Below are 18,240 nucleotides of genomic sequence, written 5' to 3' on the forward strand. Positions count from 1 at the left end.
GTTGGCTGCAGGCCACGTTGAGTATGGCCCGCAGCAATGTATGCACAGGTTTATCCACATTTGAGTGCGCAAGAAGTTGCGCAGTTGGGGAAATCGGTCGCGAGCATTTCAAGAGGCAAAACGAGCGTCGACTGACCGATCGATCGTCGCCGACAGGCACCCACTCACTGACGACTGAATGCGCTCGCCATCGCACCTCATGCGCCATGACCCTGTAAACTGTCGGCCAACTTGTCCCCCCCTCAAACGAGAGCTGCCCATGGCCAACCACGACCTCACCTTCGTTCCCGATCTCGATGCCGACTCCATCTCCTCCGACGTTGTCGGTTTCGGCGGCGTGCTGGTCTCCACCCAGATCCCGACCCGGGCAGACGGCAGCCTGGAACTGGGCGACATCACCCTGCAGAGCGAATGCACCCTGCAAGCCCTGAAGGTGGCACTGGAGCGCGCCGGCAGCTCGATGGACAGGGTCATGCACCTGACCATCTACCTCACCGACATGGCCGACCGCGCCGCCTTCAATGCGGTGTACCAGCGCTTTTTCGCCAAGCCATGGCCAGTGCGGGCCGCAGTTGGCGTGGCCGCCCTTGCGGTCGAAGGCATGCGCGTGGAAGTGACGGCCATGGCGGCCAAGGGCTGAGACCAGCCGTAGGCGGTCACCTGGCTCAGGACCGCGGCAGGCAGGCCAGCATCTGACGGATACGCTGCTGGGTATAGCCGGCTCGCGCAGCCGCCTCATCGATCGACTGCCGAGTCACCGTCTGCTCGATCAACCCGCCTTTGCGGGAAAATCCGGCCTGGCCAAGCACGACGAAATCGACTGGCTCGCTGATACCGTTGTAGGCACGGATATCGCTGGCGCTGCTGGCTGCTCGCCCTCTCCGGCAGCCGTCCCCTGGTTTGTCCGGGGACGACCGAAAAGGGGGCGTCAGGCCTGACTCGACAGCGCTGCAGCGCTGCCCCACAGGGATAGGGCCGGATGCCTGTGCGGTGATTGCATTGGTGTGCAACAACTGGTGCAGCGCGATTGAGCCTTCGCCAAAAGCCGGCCCGCTTTCGCCCACAAGCGCGAACGTGCCATGAAGGCCCTTGCCTGCGACCCAGACGATCGATCCCAGCATGCTCGCCTTGGCGGCCACCGCTATGGGCAGTGACTCGGAGTCCAGAGGCTGCACCTGGCCATCCACCTTGTGGCGCAATGAGGTGGTGGAAACATAGCTCTGCACCGTGGCGCCGCTCACGGTGTCAAGCAGCGGCCCCTTGCGCAGGCGGCCCTTGCCATTTCCGATGAGGTAGCGCCCATTGCCGCAGGATGTTCTGGCCTGCCCTGGCGCAAAGGGCTCGACTTCCATGGCATACACGCAGAACTCGGGCGTGTGCTCGGCAAACCCTTTGAGTTCCGCCTTCAGAAAAGCGTTTCGGCAATCAAGGTCGCATCGATAGGGGACACCTTTGCGCATGATCGAAAGGCCGTTGGCGATATAGGTGAACCCATGATCGCCAACGGTGTAGGCGCCCTTGCCACCATCCGGATTCACTGCCAGCCGCGCACGCACGGCGATCGAGCCATCCTTGAACACTCGCGTCACCAACACTCGGGAATCACCCTTGCTGCTGGTCAGTGTGCCAGGCGTACCGCAATCCTCGGCGCCTGAAGCCATTGACGCGGCGAGCAGAAAGCCCGCAGCAAGCCCGGACAGTACCGTTGCGCCAGACATTCTCGCCCCCCCCAGCTCAAGGACCAGCCGCAGGAGCGGCGGAGATACTGATGTAGAAGTCGATGGTGACTTCGCCCTTCTGGCTATCCGTCAGATAGGCCTTCAGCGGTTTCTGGGTCTGCCTGAGCGCCTTGACCTCCACCCAGTAGCTTCTGTTTTCAGTAATCACTCTGATTTCGGCAGCGCCCTGATCGGATGAGTCCTGGGTTGCGTAGGTGATGCGCAGGTCGCCGGAGGAGTTCAGGATCAGAAAGCGCTCCTGCCCGCCTGCCACCATGTCCAGTGTGGATCCGGATGGCAGCCCTTTGATCGAGGGCACTTGCCCCTGAAACGGGTTGCAACCGGGAGCATCACTGTCAAAGCCCGGTGCAGTGGTGTAGATGCGCGCAATCCATTCATTGGCCTCATCGGCCAGCAAGGCCGCCTGGAGCTGCTGCTGGGCATTGAAACGTCCATTGATGGAAATAGGCGCCAGGCCGGCTGACCACGCGTTCTTCGTGCCGTCCGGCGGGGGAACCGGCCGTGACCCGATCGCGTCGGAGATGATCCGGTACGTCACCTCAGGGGCAGGCTGCAATGCAGCCAGGTAGTTATTGAGCGCCGCGACGATTTCGACCAGTTTCTCCTTGTACACCCTGTCGAATGCCTTCGCCCTGGAAATCGCGCCATACAACGAGTAGGCATTGGTAATCGACACGGCTCCAGAGCCAGCCTTCAGCTGGGCGATGCGCCTTATCAGCTCGTTACCCTCCTCCAGGCTGGCCCGCTCGTATATCGACTCGACACACATCACCGCTTGCACGCCACGGTGATAAAGCTGCTCTCTGGTGGGTTTGTACTGCGCAGCGGAAAAACCATAGAGCGATGCACTGCCAGCCGCAAGCGCTGCCACCTGGTGACCGTTGCCTGCAGTGACGGCCTTGTAGCCCCCAAGACCCAGCGCACCTGCCAGCGCCAATGACGATCCCGACTGCCAGTAGGCCAATCCGTTGGTCTTGCCCTGGAGCTCCATGCGGATCTTGCTGGCCAGTTGCGAGCCAGTGGCAGTCTTTGTTTCAGGCGCGATACTCTGCACATAAGGGTTGAACAGCGCACAGGATGCGAGCAGCGCGGCCCCGCCCATGACCAGCAGTCTGACCAGCCGTATCGTCATGATGCCAATCCTTTGGAAGGCTGTAACAACGACGATAGATCCGCCATGGCAAATAGCAAGTGCGCCAGTATTTAAGACGCCTGCAGCTGTCCTATGCTTCGGCTCAGGGCCCAGTGCGAGCAGGATATGTTTCACCAACCCCCTGTTTCCAGTACCCTCGACGCAACTGCGGACATACATCTGATTCCATGCGAAAACTTCTGCTTGGCGCCCTGGCGCTTGTTCTGACTGCCATGCTCCTGGGCTATGGCCTGTGGACCGAACAACGCCCGGCCGGCCACTACCTGTCCGACCTTCGTGTTGAAGTGGCGCTGAACCAGGGCGTGCCCGCCGACAAGGGCAATCTGCTGGGCATCGAGCCACTGCTGTATCCGGGCGACTACCAGAACCTGGCCCTGCTGCACCGCAAGCTCGCCGCCTACCTTGAACACGCTCGCACCCAGGGCCTGGTCGGCCCGCGCACGATCGTGGTGCTGCCCGAGCATATCGGCACCTGGCTGTGGGCCCGCGGCGAAAAGAAAGAGCTGTACCAGGTCACCCGCCTGCAGGAGGCCTGGCAATGGCTGGAGCTGAGCAACCCGCTGCGCTACGGGCTGGCGATGTTCAACGCCGAGGGCGACGACCGCCGCGCCGATGCGCACCTGCGCATGAAGGCCACGCAGATGGCAGCCGACTACCAGCAACTGTTCGGCGGCCTGGCCAGGGAGTTCGGCGTGACCCTGGTGGCCGGTTCCATCGTGCTGCCCACGCCGTATGCAGAGCAAGGCATCCTTCACAGTGGCAGCGGCGCGCTGTACAACAACGGCGTGGTATTCGCCAGCGACGGCAAGGTGATCGGCCAGCCGCAACGCCAGCAATACCCCGACAGTGAAGTGCGCCGCTTCATCCGCAGCGGCGATGCCTATCCGCTGCAAGTATTCGATACACCCGCAGGCCGCCTCGGCGTATTGGTGGGCAGCGACAGCTGGTACCCGGCCAACTACCAGCAACTGGCCGCGCAGTCGGCACAACTGATCGCGGTACCCGCCTTCATCAGCGGCCGAGACAGCTGGACCGCCCCCTGGCGCGGCAACCGCCACCAGCCGATGGCCGTGAGCCTGCCGCTCAAGGCCGGCCAGGTCGAGGAAGGCCAGGCCTGGCAGCGCCTGATCGGCCACGGCCAAAGCGCCGATACCGCCCTGCTGAGCGTGTTCCTGCGCGGCCAGTTCTGGGAAATTGCCGGCGACGGCCTGGGCTTCACCAGCCGCGACGGGCACTACGTCAGTGCCAGCAGTCATCCCGGCGCGCGCCTGCTCAACCTCTGGCTGTAACCGATGAACCGACCACGGGTACGCCTGGGGGATCTGTCGGTGGGGTTCATCCAGAGCCTTGCGCAGGCGCTGCAGCAACTGGGGCATGATCCGGCCCCCCTTCTGCAACGCTACGGGCTTGTGCCTGCACGGCTGGCCGAAGCCGGTGCGCGCCTGTCGATTCCGCGCTACATGCACCTGGGGCATGCCGCCATTGCACTCAGCAACGAACCGGCGCTGGGCTTGCACATGGGCCGCCTGAGCCGCCTGAACCAGGCCGGCCTGGCCGGTGTAGCCGCCGCCCAGGCCCCTACCCTGGGCGAGGCCGCGCGTACGCTGGTGCGTTTCGAGCCGCTGTACGCCGCCAACTACCGTGGCCAGTCCAGCCTCCATGAGGACAATCAGGGCGCCTGGCTGCGCTTCTATTCGATCAGCCCGTACAACGACTACAACCGCTTCGTGGTCGACTCGGTACTGGCCGGCTGGCTGGCACAACTGTCGGGGCTGGTGGGGGTGGCAGTGCAGGCGGAGCGCATGGAGATCGAGTTTTGCGCGCCCGCCTATGCCGACCGTTACCAGAGCCTGTGCAGCAGCCCGGTGCAGTTCGGGGCCACACATAATCAGTTGCGCCTGGACCGCGCCAGCCTGGCGCTGCGCAACCCGGCCCATTGCCCCAGCACCTGGCAGCACCTGTTGCAGCTATGCGAGCAGGAACTGGCGGAGCGCACGCGCATGCGCAGCCTGGCTGAGCGTATCGCCCATCTGCTGGGGCCATTGCTCAACGGCGGACGTGAACCGGACCTGGGTGAAGTGGCGGCGCAGTTGCAACTGCCCACGTGGACCTTACGGCGCAAGCTGGCCGAGGAAGGCACGCAGTTTCGGGCGATTCTGAACGACACGCGCCGCGATCTGGCTGTGACCTACATCCGCGACACGGAGCTGGCCTTTGGCGAAATAGCCTACCTGCTGGGGTTTGCGTCGGCAGAGGCCTTCCAGCGCGCATTCAAGCGCTGGAACGGCGTGACGCCGGGGGACTTTCGCCGCAGCCAGCGGCGGGGCGCATGAGCCCGATCAGAGCTCGGTAGCGTCTTCGGCCGGCTCTGGCGGGTCGAGTTCGAATGCGCGGTATTCCAGCAGTTCTTCTTGATAGTCGTCCATTGCCTGCTCCTTGGTTTTCTCGATCATGTCATTGAGTCGTGCTTCACCCTAAAGTGCCCAGGTGAAGAAAAAATGACCGTGACGTGACAGGCTGGCGCAAGGTGGCTCGCCCTTCGCTGGCAAGCCAGCGAAAATTACAAGCGCTCAGCCCATTGAGATAAACGTAGCAGGCAATCGATGATTTATCCGATGCGTCACAGCGGCGCAGGCGCGTCGGGCGTCGGGGCCGCTGGAGGCTGCGCCGGTGCGGCGGCAGGCTCGGTGGGCGGTGCAGTCTGTTCGACCGTGATCGGCGCCGCATCCTGGGGCGGCGCCACAGGCTGCGAGCTCTTGCTGTCGTCGACCAGCGGTGCAGCCGGCGCTTGCGCTGCCGGTACCGCCACCACCGGCGCTGCAACCTCGGCAGGTGCCGCAGGGGCCGGAGCCTGCACCGGCGCAGCCTCGACGGCCGGAGCGCTTGGCGCAGCAGGCGCAGGTTCGGGCACTCCCAGGTCGAGAGCCGGCTTGGCGGGTTCGGCCTTGGGCTCGACCTTTGCCTTCTTGCTCGGCTTGGGCAGGAAACTCTCGACCAAAGCAAAGTAGCGCTCGTAGAACTTGGGCGAGGTCACCGTTTCGCTGGCCACTTTGACCATGGAGTCGTCCGACGAGCCGATCGGCATCGACACCGACCCCAGCACACCCACCCCGAGGCTGGCCGAAGTGTTGGATTTTTTCAGCGCATAACGGTCCTGCAGGGCATTGGCGAACATGGTCGAGCGCTGACCGGAACCGGTGTCGTTGGCACAGACCACGTTGAAGCTGATCTGCAGGTGCGAGTCGCCCGTCTGCTGGAAGCTCTTGTTGCCATTGACCTGGCCCGGTTCGCTGGTGGTGATGATGTAGCCCTGGCTGAGCAGCGCGCGCCGGGCAGCCTCGCAGGTACCTGCTTCGCTGACCGGAAAGCTGCGCGAGAAGGTGCCCGAGTCGTCGAAGTTCTCGTGTTCGTAGATGGCGGCTTTCTTCGAGGAACAGCCGGCAACGCCCGCCAGCACAAGGGCCAGCCCGAGCGCAGTGAAGACGGTTGACTTTGACATTGAAAATCCTGCGAAAAACGGTCGGCGCCTATTGTGCATCACATCCGCAGATGACTGAAACCGCAACCGGGCGATCCGGCACTAAATTTCACCTGCACAGCGGCTGGCCTGCACTACACAGCCGTCCTGAACCATTGGTCGCGATTTTTTTCGTTCACTATTTAACCAGCTTTCCCACGTCATACCGGGAAATGTCTGACTCCCCGCTACACCTTGAGCCCATCGATACTGGCCCGGCATGCGACAGAAAATGGCAATACGCCACTACGTCAGCCACTGACCATCGACCCAGGAGCATTCAAGGTGAAAAACATATCGGTGAAAGTGAAGCTGGCCCTCGGTTTCGCGAGTATCGTGCTGCTGATGGCGCTCCTCGCCGTGATCGGCATTCGCAGCCTCAACACCCTGACCACCCGTGCCGATCGGCTGGTGTCGGTCAATCACGTGCTCGACCACACCAATGACATTCGCGCCGCGCGCCTGTCGTATGAACACCACGGCGATGAAAACCTTGCGGCGCAATTGAACACCTCTTACAGCACCCTGGTGGCGCTGATCGAGGAGAACCTCCAGCGCCTGGACGACGCAGTGTCCAGGCAGCAGTTGCAACACGTGCTGGAAAACATGCAGGGCTACATGCAGCAGTTTCGCCAGCTGCAAACCGCCCAGCAGGACATAGGCCGCATCCAGGCCGATTCCGAGCGCCTGGGCAGCAGCCTGCAGAACGATGTCCGTACGCTGACCCAGGCGCTGTACCAGGACGACGCCGGCAACGTCCGTCGCGACCTTGCCACCCTCAACGACGCCCTGAGCGACCTGCGCCAGAACAGCCTGGCCATGATGCGCGAGGGCAGCACCAAACGCCTGGACACGGTGCGTGAGGCCCACACACGCGCCAATGACAGCGTGAAGCGCCTGGGCAGCGGTCACCCGCAACTGGGTAGACTGCCCTCCGACCTGGACCAGTACCTGCAACTGGCCGAGCGCTTTGCCCGCGATGTCGAGCAGCAGGCCCGCAGCCGTACGGTGCTGGTGAGCAATATCGAAACCAGCCTGGAAGCGATCAATACGCTGATCGCACGCCAGAATCAGCTCAGCGTCGACGAATCCAGCCACAGCCGTGCATTGATGCTCGGGCTGCTGGTTGGCGCCATGCTGCTGGGCGGTGCGATCGGCTGGGTGATCATCCGCCAGATCACCCAGCCGTTGCAGCAGGCCGTAGTGATCGCGCGTCGTATCGGTGCCGGCGACCTGAGGGATAACAGCAGCGAGCTGCGCCGTGACGAGTTTGGCCAGTTGCTCCAAGCCCTCTCCCAAAGCGGCGACAACCTGCGCGGTGTGCTGGGCCAGGTGGGCACCGTTACCGCTCAGTTGTCAGCGGCGGCCGAGCAGCTCTCGGCCATCACCGAACAGACCCGTGCCGGCGTCGACAGCCAGAAACTGGAGACCGACCAGGTCGCCACGGCCATGAGCGAAATGGTAGCCACGGTGCAGGAAGTGGCGCGCAATGCCGAGCAGGCCAGTACCGCCACCCGCCAGGCCAACAGCCAGGCCAGCCAGGGCAATCTGGTGGTACAGCGCGCACTGACCCAGATCGACCAGTTGGCCGACGACATCGGCACCTCCGCCGACGCCGTCGGCAGGTTGTCCGAAGAGAGCGAACGCATCGGCAGTGTGATGACGGTGATCAATGCCATCGCCGAGCAGACCAACCTGCTGGCGCTCAACGCCGCCATTGAGGCGGCACGTGCCGGCGAGGCCGGGCGTGGCTTCGCCGTGGTGGCCGATGAGGTGCGCGGGCTGGCCCAACGCACCCAGCAGTCCACCGCAGAGATCGAGACATTGATCGGGTCATTGCAGCAGGGTGCGCAGAGGGCTGCAGAACGCATGCACACCAGCCAGGGCATGGTCGGTACGACAGTCGGGCTGGCCAATGAGGCAGGCGTGGAGCTGCAGGCCATCACACACACGGTCACGCACATCCAGGCCATGAACGTGCAGATCGCGACCGCCGCCGAACAGCAGAGCGCGGTAGCCGAAGAGATCGGTCGCAGCGTGATCAGTGTGCGTGATGTGGCCGAACAGACGTCCACCGCCTCGGCGCACACTGCCACCTCGGCGGCAGAGCTGGCGCGCCTGGGCACTGAGCTGCAAGGGCTGCTTTCGCGCTTCAAGGTCTGAGGGGCATATTCTTTCGCCAGCAAGGCCGGCACCTGCAGGCAGTACGTCGCCAGCAGGTGCCAGCCTTGGCGGTCAGGCTTTTCTGCAGGCACAAAAAAAGCGACCTTAAGGTCGCTTTTTTTGTTGCTTCGAGGAGTTCAAGGGCCTCGAGGCGGATATGGCGCAGCGGACGGGACTCGAACCCGCGACCCCCGGCGTGACAGGCCGGTATTCTAACCGACTGAACTACCGCTGCGTATCGCACAGGCTTTCACCTGTTTGAAACTGGGATCTGGCCTGAAGCCTTGGCTTCGGACCTCAAACCGGTTGTTGAACCGATCTGGAGAAAAGTGGCGCAGCGGACGGGACTCGAACCCGCGACCCCCGGCGTGACAGGCCGGTATTCTAACCGACTGAACTACCGCTGCGCATAGTGGACTTGCGTCCTGTTCCTCTCTGGTAACACCGCCTTTCGAAAGTGTCGGGCCAGGAACATCTCAGGAAGTGGTGGGTGATGACGGGATCGAACCGCCGACCCTCTGCTTGTAAGGCAGATGCTCTCCCGGCTGAGCTAATCACCCGTGTGCTTCGCTGAGGTGGTGAAATTTACGCAGGTATCGAACCTAAGTCAATACCAGTGTTGAAGTTTTTTTCACTTTCGTAAAAAAACAGCTGCAGGCTTCAAGCAACAAGCTGCAAGTAAAAGCAGAATCAAAAGCCGATTGCACAGGTTCTTGCAACGTGCCGCGTGAAGCCCGCCGCTTACGTGTAAATCATCTTCTTGGTCATGCCACCGTCCACCACGAACTCCTGGCCGGTGACAAAACCCGCGTTGCGCGACAACAGCCATGCCACCATCGCCGCCACATCTTCCACGGTTCCTACCCTGCCCGCCGGGTGCTGCGCATGGTCGGCCTCGCTCAAGGGCTCGGCACGGCGCAGCGAAGGGTCCCGCGCATCGATCCAGCCAGGGCTGACAGCGTTGACGCGGATCTCCGGGCCCAGGCTCATGGCCAGTGCGTGGGTCAGGGCCAGCAGCCCGCCCTTGCTCGCAGCATAGGCCTCGGTATCGGGTTCGGACTGTGCCGCACGGGTGGACACCAGGTTGACGATGGCGCCGCAATGCGCGCGCAGGTAAGGCGCACAGTGCTTGGCCAGCAGCATCGGGCCACCCAGGTTGACCGCCAGCACGCGGTTCCAGTGGTTCAGGCTGAGGCTTTCGAGGGTGGTATTGTGCGGGTCGGCAATCGCCGCGTTGCACACCAGCGCATCCAGGCGCCCGAACTGCCCCAGCACCTCGGCCACGCCCACCGTCACCTGGGCCTCGTCGGCCACGTCCATGCCGACAAACCAGGCGTTGTCACCGAGCACCTTGGCCACCTTCGCGCCACGGGCCCGATCCAGGTCGGTGAGCACCACTTGCCAGCCCTCGCTGATCAGCCAGGCCGCGATGCCCAGGCCGATCCCGCGTGCAGCGCCGGTTACCAGCGCCACACGCCCGTTGTGGCTGCTCTCGCTCACCGACCAGTCGATCACAGCGCCGCCAGACCGCGCGCCAGGTCGGCCTGCAGGTCGCCCACGTCTTCCAGGCCCACGGCAACCCTGATCAGGCTGTCGCGAATCCCGGCGGCCTCACGCTCCTGCGGCGCCAGACGGCCGTGGGAGGTGGTGGCCGGGTGGGTGATGGTGGTCTTGCTGTCACCCAGGTTGGCGGTGATCGAAATCAGCCGCGTGGCGTCGATGAAGCGCCATGCGCCCTCCTTGCCACCCTTGACCTCGAAGCTCACCACCGCACCGAAGCCGCGCATCTGGCGCTTGGCCAGCTCGTGCTGCGGGTGGCTTGGCAGGCCCGCGTAATGCACCTTCTCGACACCGTCCTGCTGCTCCAGCCACTCGGCCAGGGCCTGGGCATTGGCGCAGTGGGCGCGCATGCGCAGGTTCAGCGTTTCCAGGCCCTTGAGGAACACCCAGGCGTTGAACGGGCTCAGCGTCGGCCCCGCAGTACGCAGAAAGCCCACCACTTCCTTCATGTGCTCATTGCGTCCGGCGACCACGCCGCCCATGCAGCGGCCCTGGCCGTCGATGAACTTGGTCGCCGAATGCATGACGATGTCTGCGCCCAGCTTCAATGGCTGTTGCAGGGCCGGAGTGCTGAAGCAATTGTCCACCACCAGCAGCGCGCCCCGGGCATGGGCGATCTCGGCCAGCGCGCCGATGTCCACCAGCTCGGCCAGCGGATTGGACGGCGACTCGACGAACAGCAGCCTGGTGTTGGGCTTGATCGCCTGTTCCCAGCCAGCCAGGTTGGCCAGCGGCACGTAGTCGACCTGCACGCCGAAGCGCTTGAAGTACTTCTCGAACAGGCTGATGGTCGAACCGAACACGCTCTGCGAGACCAGCACATGGTCGCCAGCGCTGCACAAGGCCATCACCAGCGACAGGATCGCGGACATGCCTGTGGAGGTGGCGACCGCCTGCTCGGCGCCTTCCAGGGCGGCGATGCGCTCCTCGAAGGCCCTTACGGTCGGGTTGGTGTAGCGCGAATAGACGTTGCCTGGAACCTCGCCGGCGAACCGCGCAGCGGCATCAGCCGCCGTACGGAACACGTAGCTGGAGGTGAAGAACAGCGGGTCGCTGTGCTCACCTTCCGGCGTGCGATGCTGGCCGGCGCGTACCGCCAGCGTATCGAAAGCGACCCCGTCGAGGTCGCTGTCCAGGCGCCCGGCATCCCATTGCTGTGTCATGCCGTTGCTCCCCTTGTCAGTTGTTGTAAAGGTCGATGATCGCGCTGACCGCCTGGTTCTTGACCTTGGAGGCGTCGTTGCGCGCCTGCTCGATCTTGTCCAGGTAGGCGGCGTCGATGTCGCCAGTCACGTACTGGCCATCGAACACCGCGCAATCGAAATGCTCGATCTTGATCTTGCCACCACCTACAGCCTCGATCAGGTCCGGCAGGTCCTGGTAGACCAGCCAGTCGGCGCCGATCAGTTCGGCCACGTCCTGGGTGCTGCGGTTGTGCGCGATCAGTTCATGAGCGCTCGGCATGTCGATGCCGTAGACGTTGGGGAAACGCACCGCTGGCGCGGCGGAGCAGAAGTAGACGTTCTTCGCGCCGGCTTCGCGGGCCATCTGGATGATCTGCTTGCAGGTGGTGCCGCGCACGATCGAGTCGTCGACCAGCATCACGTTCTTGCCGCGGAACTCCAGCTCGATGGCATTGAGCTTCTGGCGTACCGACTTCTTGCGCGCGGCCTGGCCGGGCATGATGAAGGTACGGCCGATGTAGCGGTTCTTGACGAAGCCTTCACGGAACTTCACGCCCAGGTGGTTGGCCAGTTCCAGCGCCGCGGTACGGCTGGTGTCGGGAATCGGGATGACCACGTCGATGTCGTGCTCGGGACGCTCGCGCAGGATCTTCTCGGCAAGCTTCTCGCCCATGCGCAGGCGCGCCTTGTACACCGACACACCGTCGATGATCGAATCCGGGCGGGCCAGGTAAACGTGCTCGAAGATGCAGGGGGAAAGCTTGGGCGCGATGGCGCACTGGCGGGTGTGCAGCTTGCCTTCTTCGGTGATGTACACCGCTTCGCCCGGCGCCAGGTCGCGGATCAGAGTGAAGCCGAGCACGTCCAGCGAGACGCTTTCGGAGGCGATCATGTATTCGACGCCTTCGTCGGTATGACGCTGGCCGAACACGATCGGGCGGATGCCGTTCGGATCGCGGAAGCCGACGATGCCGTAGCCGGTGATCATCGCCACCACCGCGTAGCCACCCACGCAACGGTTGTGCACGTCGGTCACGGCGGCGAACACGTCTTCCTCGGTCGGTTGCAGCTTGCCGCGCACCGCCAGCTCATGGGCGAATACGTTGAGCAGCACTTCGGAGTCGGAGTTGGTGTTGACGTGGCGCAGGTCGGACTCGTAGATCTCCTTGGCCAGTTGCTCCACATTGGTCAGGTTGCCGTTGTGCGCCAGGGTGATGCCATACGGCGAGTTGACGTAGAACGGCTGGGCCTCGGCCGAGGTCGAGCTGCCCGCAGTCGGGTAGCGCACATGACCGATGCCCATGTGGCCCACCAGACGCTGCATGTGACGCTGCTGGAACACGTCACGTACCAGGCCGTTGTCCTTGCGCAGGAATAGTCGGCCATCATGGCTTGTAACGATACCGGCAGCATCCTGGCCGCGGTGCTGGAGCACGGTTAGCGCGTCATACAGCGCCTGATTGACGTTCGACTTACCGACGATACCGACGATGCCACACATGCGACGCAACCCCTACATTATGAAACTTGACGGATCAGCACTCAGGGCGCTTTGGGCCCAAGCAACTGTTCTTGAAACGGGAGATCAGCCGGTGCGCTGATTCCGCTGGCTAGCCACTGGCTGGTCAGCCCCAGAATGAGGTTTTTCGACCAGTCAGCCACCAATAGAAATTGTGGCAGCAGGCGAGACTCCTGCCACCACGGGTCCTGTTGTACCGGCCCCAGGCTCAGCAGCCCGACCGCCACCACGACGAGCAGGGCCCCGCGAGCGGCGCCGAACGCCATGCCCAGGAAGCGATCGGTCCCGGACAACCCGGTGACGCGAATCAGCTCGCCGATCAGAAAATTGATCATTGCCCCCACCAGCAAGGTGGCGACGAAAAGAATGGCACATCCGGCTATCACTCGCGCCGACGGCGTCTGGATGTAGCCTTCAAGGTACTGCGAGATACCGCCACCGAACATCCAGGCGACCGCACCGGCGATGATCCAGGTAAGCAGCGACAAGGCTTCCTTGACGAAACCGCGCTTGAGACTGATCAGCGAAGAAACGGCGATGATCGCGAGAATCGCCCAGTCGACCCAGGTAAATGCCACAGTGCTGCCTGCAAACGGATAAGGCGGCGCATTTTACCAGAGCGGTGGGCTATCGGTAAGCGGTGATTTGCCGTCCGGCGGCGGCCGGACGGCGGGGAGGGTCAGCTACGTTCGGGCTGGAAGCGCACCACAAAACCCTTGAGGTTCTGCTGGCGGTTGATCACATCGCGCAAGCGCTCGGCTTCGGCACGCTCGATCAGCGGCCCGACGAACACCCGGTTGGTACCTTCGGCCGAGCGGATATAGGCGTTGTAGCCCTGGCTGCGCAGGGTTTTCTGCAGGTTCTCGGCATTGGCGCGGTTGGACAGGCTGGCCAGTTGCACCGACCAGCTCACCGGCAGGCCATTGCCATCGACCTTGGCAGGTGCACTGGCAACCGGCTTGGCCGGGGCCGCCGCAGGCTTGCTGACCGGCGCAGGCGTGGCCGGCTTGGCCTCCGTCACCGGCGCGGCGGGCGCTGGGGTAGGTGCAGTCACCACCGGTGCCGGGGCAATGGGCGTGCTCGGTGCGCTGGGTTCCTGGGCGGTGAGCGCCTCATCCTGGATCACCTGCGGCTCGGGCACCTCCACCGGCTCCACCTGCACCTGCGGCAAGGCCGGCACAGCCGGGGCGGCGGGCGCCTCGACATGCACCTGGCGCAGCTCGTCCTCACGGGTGAACAGCATCGGCAGGAAGATCACCGCAAGTGCCACCAGCACCAGCGCGCCCACCATCCGCTGCTTGACGACTTTATCCAGCAACGCCATTTGCCCCGTCCTCCATGGTCTGCCGGCTCAGCCACTGCAGGGCCTCGCCGACACAGAAAAATGATCCGAACAGCAGGATCTGGTCGCCTGCCGTCGCTTGCGCACACTGCCCGTCAAGGGCGTCGGCGACGCTTGCATACGACTTCACGTCGGCGCCAAGGTTCTGCAACGCGGCCTGCAACTCGCTTGCAGGCCGGCTGCGGGCGGTATCCAGTGGCGCGACCGCCCAGTGGGCCACTTGCGCATGCAGCGGTTCGATCACCCCGGCCAGGTCCTTGTCGGCCAGCAGGCCGAACACCGCCAGGCTCCTGCCGGCCACCGGGCGCGAAGCCAGGCGCTGAGCGAGGTACTGGGCCGCATGTGGATTATGGCCGACGTCGAGCAGAATGCTCAGGTGCTTGCCCTGCCAGATGAACTGGCGACGGTCGAGGCGCCCGACGATACGGGTGTCGCGCAGTGCCTGGGCGATCTGCGCGGCACTCCAGGGCAGGCCGGTCAGCAGGTAGGTCTGCAACGCCAGCGCCGCGTTTTCCATGGGCAGATCGAGCAACGGCAGGTCGTGCAGCTCGACGGCATTGCCGTGCGCATCCACGCCCCGCCACTGCCAGTACTGGTCGGTGCTGGACAGGTCGAAGTCGCGTCCGCGCAGCAGGAACCGGCAGCCTAGTTCGCGTGCCTTGTCCAGCAGCGGCTGCGGCGGGTCGAGGTCGCCACACAGCGCCGGCTTGCCGGCACGGAAAATCCCGGCCTTCTCGAAGGCCACCGACTCACGGGTATCGCCAAGGAAATCGCAATGGTCGACACCGATACTGGTGACCACGGCAAGGTCGGCGTCCACCAGGTTGACGGTGTCGAGCCGCCCGCCCAGGCCCACTTCAAGCACCACGGCGTCCAGCGCCGACTGCTGGAACAGCCAGAACGCCGCCAGGGTACCGGCCTCGAAGTAGGTCAGGGAGGTCTCGCCACGCGCCGCTTCGACGGCGGCGAATGCCTGGCACAGCTGCGCATCGCTGGCCTGCTGGCCGTCGATCTGCACCCGCTCGTTGTAGCGCAGCAGGTGCGGCGAGCTGTAGACCCCGACCTTCAGGCCCTGGGCCTGCAGCAGGCTGGCCACGAAGGCACAGGTAGAGCCCTTGCCATTGGTGCCGGTAACGGTAATCACCCGAGGCGCGGGCTGGCCCAGCCCGAGGCGCGTTGCGACCTGCCGCGAACGCTCCAGGCCCATGTCGATTGTCGACGGGTGCAACTGCTCGAGGTAGGCGAGCCACTCGCCCAGGGTGCGCTGGGTCATACGTTGGCAGGCACCGGTGGTACCACGATCGGCTCGATCACGGGGGCGACGAACTTCGGCGTCGGCAGGCCCATCATCTGTGCCAGCAGATTGCCCAGGCGCGGGCGCAGTTCGGATCGGGCGATGATCATGTCGATGGCACCATGCTCCAGCAGGAACTCGCTGCGCTGGAAGCCTTCAGGCAGTTTTTCGCGCACGGTCTGTTCGATAACCCGTGGGCCGGCAAAGCCGATCAGCGCCTTGGGCTCGCCCACGATCACGTCGCCGAGCATTGCCAGGCTGGCCGAAACGCCGCCGTAAACAGGGTCGGTGAGAACCGAGATGAACGGAATGCCTTCTTCGCGCAGGCGCGCCAGCACGGCGGAGGTCTTGGCCATCTGCATCAGCGAGATCAGCGCTTCCTGCATGCGCGCGCCGCCCGAGGCCGAGAAGCAGACCATCGGGCAGCGGTTTTCCAGTGCATAGTTGGCGGCACGCACGAAACGCTCGCCGACGATGGCACCCATCGAACCGCCCATGAAGGAGAACTCGAACGCACTGACCACCACCGGCATGCCCAGCAGGGTACCGCTCATGGAAACCAGGGCGTCCTTTTCGCCGGTCTGCTTCTGCGCAGCAACCAGGCGGTCCTTGTACTTCTTGCCGTCGCGGAACTTCAGGCGGTCGACCGGCTCCAGGTCGGCACCCAGCTCATTGCGGCCTTCGGCGTCGAGGAAGATGTCGATGCGTGCACGTGCGCCGATGCGCATGTGGTGATTGCACTTGGGGCACACATCCAGGGTCTTTTCCAGCTCCGGACGATACAGCACGGCCTCGCAGGACGGGCATTTGTGCCACAGCCCTTCGGGTACCGAGCTCTTCTTCACCTCGGAACGCATGATCGAAGGGATCAGTTTGTCTACCAACCAGTTGCTCATGCTTTCTTTCTCCAGTAGCGGCGACCGGCAGGCAAAAGTTGCCGGGTCACGCGTATGCCCTTGAGCTCAATTCGTGTATGACGCGATGATGAACCGTGGCCGGCGGTGCGCGTTCAGCGCGGTACCACCCTGCCCCAGCTTCATCGTCAACCTGTAAAGGCGACGCCGGTGGCGCCGCCCGGTAATTTCGATCGGCCCGTGGGCGCGATCCGGCAGCAACGGGCTGCGAAAGCTATGGACGATGGCGCACCGCCAGCCGTCACATCGAGCATTCGCCCGCCCCTCACGCCTGGCGCACCGCGCGCATGAACGCCTCGATGCGGGCCGGGTCCTTGATGCCCTTGGCCTGCTCCACCCCACCACTGACGTCCACTGCATAAGGACGCACCTGGGCGATGGCCGCCCCGACATTGTCGGCCGAGAGGCCGCCAGCCAGGATGATCGGCTTGCTCAGGTGCTCGGGTATCAGGGACCAGTCGAACGCCTCGCCGGTTCCACCCGGAACGCCGGCCACGAAAGTGTCGAGGAGGATGCCGCTGGCCTTGGCGTACTGCTGGCAGCCGGCCTCCAGGTCATCCCCGGGGCGAACCCGCAGGGCCTTGATCCAGGGACGGTGGTAGCCGTCGCAGTCGGCCGGAGTTTCGTCGCCATGAAACTGCAGCAGGTCCAGCGGCACGGCGTCGAGGATCTCGTTGAGCTCACAGCGGCTGGCGTTGACGAACAGGCCCACGGTGGTGACGAAGGGCGGCAGCGCAGCGATGATCGCCCGCGCCTGCTGCACGTTCACCGCCCGCGGACTTCTGGCGTAGAACACCAGCCCGATGGCGTCGGCGCCCGCCTCGGCCGCGGCCAGCGCATCCTCGATGCGGGTAATCCCGCAGATCTTGCTGCGAACGGCGGACATGGCCTGTGAACCTCAGCTGAACCGGAAAGCTCCGGATGTTAGCAAATGCCTTGCGGGCCGTCAGCCGTCAACGACTCGTAACCCGTAAGGAAATGTGGCCCGATGAAACGCTCGGGCAGTTCGAACTCGTCATGGTATTCCACCTGCACCAGGTACAGCCCGAACGGGTGCGCGGTCACCCCGCCGGTACGACGCACGCGGCTTTCGAGCACTTCCCTGGCCCACTCGGGCGGACGCTCGCCGGCGCCGATGGTCATCAGCACGCCGGCAATGTTGCGCACCATGTGATGCAGGAAGGCGCTGGCACGGATATCCAGCACGATCATGCGCCCATGCCGACTCACCCGCAGGTGATGGATCTGCTTGATCGGCGACTTGGCCTGGCACTGGCCGGCGCGGTAGGCGCTGAAGTCATGGGTGCCCACCAGGTAGGCTGCGGCTTCGGCCATGCGCCCGGCATCGAGTGGGCGGTGATTCCAGGTGACCTGGTCGCCCAGGTGCGCCGGGCGGATCTGGTCGTTGTAGATCACGTAGCGGTAGCGCCGGGCAATGGCCTTGAAGCGCGCGTGAAAGTGCGCCGGCATCTGCCTGGCCCACGACACGCTGACGTCATGCGGCAGGTTGATGTTGGCGCCCATGGTCCAGGCCTTCATGCTGCGCACCGCCCGCGTGTCGAAATGCACCACCTGGCCGCTGGCATGCACGCCGGCATCGGTACGCCCGGCGCACTGCAGCGACACTGGCGAGTCGGCGACCTTCGACAGCGCCTCCTCGAGGGTCTGCTGCACGCTCGGCACGCCACTGGCCTGGCGTTGCCAGCCACGGTAGCGGGTGCCTTTGTATTCCACGCCCAGCGCGATTCTGAAAAAGCCTTCGGCGGCCATTTCGGCTGCGGCGTTATCGATGATTTCCAAGGGGATACAGCCTGTCGGTTTACGCAATGGCGCGGATTATAACGACAACGGCAGC

At 64.1% G+C, this 18,240-nt stretch carries 16 protein-coding genes and 3 tRNA genes; 4 read left to right on the forward strand and 15 right to left on the reverse strand.

Going from position 1 to position 18,240, the window contains the following annotated elements:
• Positions 1-259 precede the first annotated feature (259 nt).
• Complete coding sequence (locus DN388_RS00005) at positions 260-640, forward strand: RidA family protein (RefSeq protein WP_043862834.1); 381 nt, start codon at positions 260-262, stop codon at positions 638-640.
• Between the two features lie 25 nt (positions 641-665).
• Here DN388_RS00005 and DN388_RS00010 read toward each other — a convergent pair whose 3' ends face one another.
• Both DN388_RS00010 and DN388_RS00015 read right to left on the reverse strand, forming a co-directional pair.
• The gene (locus tag DN388_RS00010; RefSeq protein WP_254996246.1) at positions 666-1,718 is read right to left on the reverse strand and encodes a hypothetical protein; all 1,053 of its coding nucleotides are present in this window, start codon (positions 1,716-1,718) and stop codon (positions 666-668) included.
• Between the two features lie 16 nt (positions 1,719-1,734).
• Positions 1,735-2,871: a hypothetical protein gene (locus tag DN388_RS00015; protein ID WP_058541088.1), complete on the reverse strand. Its 1,137-nt coding sequence runs from the start codon at positions 2,869-2,871 to the stop codon at positions 1,735-1,737.
• A gap of 188 nt (positions 2,872-3,059) precedes the next feature.
• On the opposite strand from DN388_RS00015, the gene DN388_RS00020 reads away from it, so the two are divergent.
• Positions 3,060-4,181, forward strand: a complete 1,122-nt coding sequence (locus tag DN388_RS00020; protein ID WP_078479725.1) for a carbon-nitrogen hydrolase family protein — start codon at positions 3,060-3,062, stop codon at positions 4,179-4,181.
• Positions 4,182-4,184: 3 nt separating this feature from the next.
• Positions 4,185-5,225, forward strand: coding sequence for an AraC family transcriptional regulator (locus DN388_RS00025; RefSeq protein WP_253087396.1), 1,041 nt, complete (start codon positions 4,185-4,187; stop codon positions 5,223-5,225).
• Positions 5,226-5,512: 287 nt separating this feature from the next.
• On the opposite strand, the gene DN388_RS00030 is transcribed toward DN388_RS00025, so the two are convergent.
• Positions 5,513-6,391 carry a DUF2242 domain-containing protein gene (locus tag DN388_RS00030; protein ID WP_088514334.1) on the reverse strand — a complete coding sequence of 293 codons (879 nt, stop codon included), beginning with the start codon at positions 6,389-6,391 and terminating at the stop codon, positions 5,513-5,515.
• A 303-nt stretch (positions 6,392-6,694) separates the two neighbouring features.
• Here DN388_RS00030 and DN388_RS00035 point away from each other — a divergent pair, with 303 nt between their 5' ends.
• The gene (locus DN388_RS00035) at positions 6,695-8,572 is read left to right on the forward strand and encodes a methyl-accepting chemotaxis protein (RefSeq protein WP_213606039.1); all 1,878 of its coding nucleotides are present in this window, start codon (positions 6,695-6,697) and stop codon (positions 8,570-8,572) included.
• A 158-nt stretch (positions 8,573-8,730) separates the two neighbouring features.
• Here DN388_RS00035 and DN388_RS00040 read toward each other — a convergent pair.
• The 12 genes from DN388_RS00040 to truA form a co-directional block, all read right to left on the reverse strand.
• Positions 8,731-8,807, reverse strand: a tRNA-Asp gene (locus DN388_RS00040).
• 95 nt (positions 8,808-8,902) lie between these two features.
• A tRNA-Asp gene (locus tag DN388_RS00045) sits at positions 8,903-8,979 on the reverse strand.
• Between the two features lie 77 nt (positions 8,980-9,056).
• A tRNA-Val gene (locus tag DN388_RS00050) sits at positions 9,057-9,132 on the reverse strand.
• Between the two features lie 181 nt (positions 9,133-9,313).
• Entirely contained in the window at positions 9,314-10,072 is a 759-nt protein-coding gene (locus DN388_RS00055) for an SDR family oxidoreductase (protein WP_167400232.1), read from the reverse strand.
• An 11-nt stretch (positions 10,073-10,083) separates the two neighbouring features.
• Positions 10,084-11,295 (reverse strand): O-succinylhomoserine sulfhydrylase, encoded by a 1,212-nt coding sequence (locus DN388_RS00060; RefSeq protein ID WP_043862841.1) that lies wholly within the window; start codon positions 11,293-11,295, stop codon positions 10,084-10,086.
• Between the two features lie 16 nt (positions 11,296-11,311).
• A complete protein-coding gene (purF, locus tag DN388_RS00065) occupies positions 11,312-12,817 on the reverse strand; it encodes an amidophosphoribosyltransferase (protein WP_043862842.1) in 1,506 nt (501 codons plus the stop codon).
• Positions 12,818-12,858: 41 nt separating this feature from the next.
• The gene (locus DN388_RS00070) at positions 12,859-13,413 is read right to left on the reverse strand and encodes a CvpA family protein (RefSeq protein WP_043862843.1); all 555 of its coding nucleotides are present in this window, start codon (positions 13,411-13,413) and stop codon (positions 12,859-12,861) included.
• Between the two features lie 101 nt (positions 13,414-13,514).
• Positions 13,515-14,159 carry an SPOR domain-containing protein gene (locus tag DN388_RS00075; protein ID WP_043862844.1) on the reverse strand — a complete coding sequence of 215 codons (645 nt, stop codon included), beginning with the start codon at positions 14,157-14,159 and terminating at the stop codon, positions 13,515-13,517.
• Complete coding sequence (gene folC / locus DN388_RS00080; protein WP_254996257.1) at positions 14,143-15,450, reverse strand: bifunctional tetrahydrofolate synthase/dihydrofolate synthase; 1,308 nt, start codon at positions 15,448-15,450, stop codon at positions 14,143-14,145. The genes DN388_RS00075 and folC overlap by 17 nt, the downstream gene beginning before the upstream one ends.
• Positions 15,447-16,367, reverse strand: coding sequence for an acetyl-CoA carboxylase, carboxyltransferase subunit beta (accD, locus tag DN388_RS00085; RefSeq protein ID WP_043862846.1), 921 nt, complete (start codon positions 16,365-16,367; stop codon positions 15,447-15,449). Before accD ends, folC begins: the two co-directional genes overlap by 4 nt.
• Before the next feature lie 283 nt (positions 16,368-16,650).
• Positions 16,651-17,271 (reverse strand): phosphoribosylanthranilate isomerase, encoded by a 621-nt coding sequence (locus tag DN388_RS00090; protein WP_054916652.1) that lies wholly within the window; start codon positions 17,269-17,271, stop codon positions 16,651-16,653.
• Positions 17,272-17,309: 38 nt separating this feature from the next.
• Complete coding sequence (truA, locus tag DN388_RS00095; protein ID WP_054916657.1) at positions 17,310-18,155, reverse strand: tRNA pseudouridine(38-40) synthase TruA; 846 nt, start codon at positions 18,153-18,155, stop codon at positions 17,310-17,312.
• Positions 18,156-18,240: the final 85 nt, after the last annotated feature.

Origin of the sequence: Pseudomonas sp. S12(2018) (assembly GCF_024355235.1) — a bacterium.
Classification (GTDB): Bacteria; Pseudomonadota; Gammaproteobacteria; order Pseudomonadales; family Pseudomonadaceae; genus Aquipseudomonas; species Aquipseudomonas palmensis.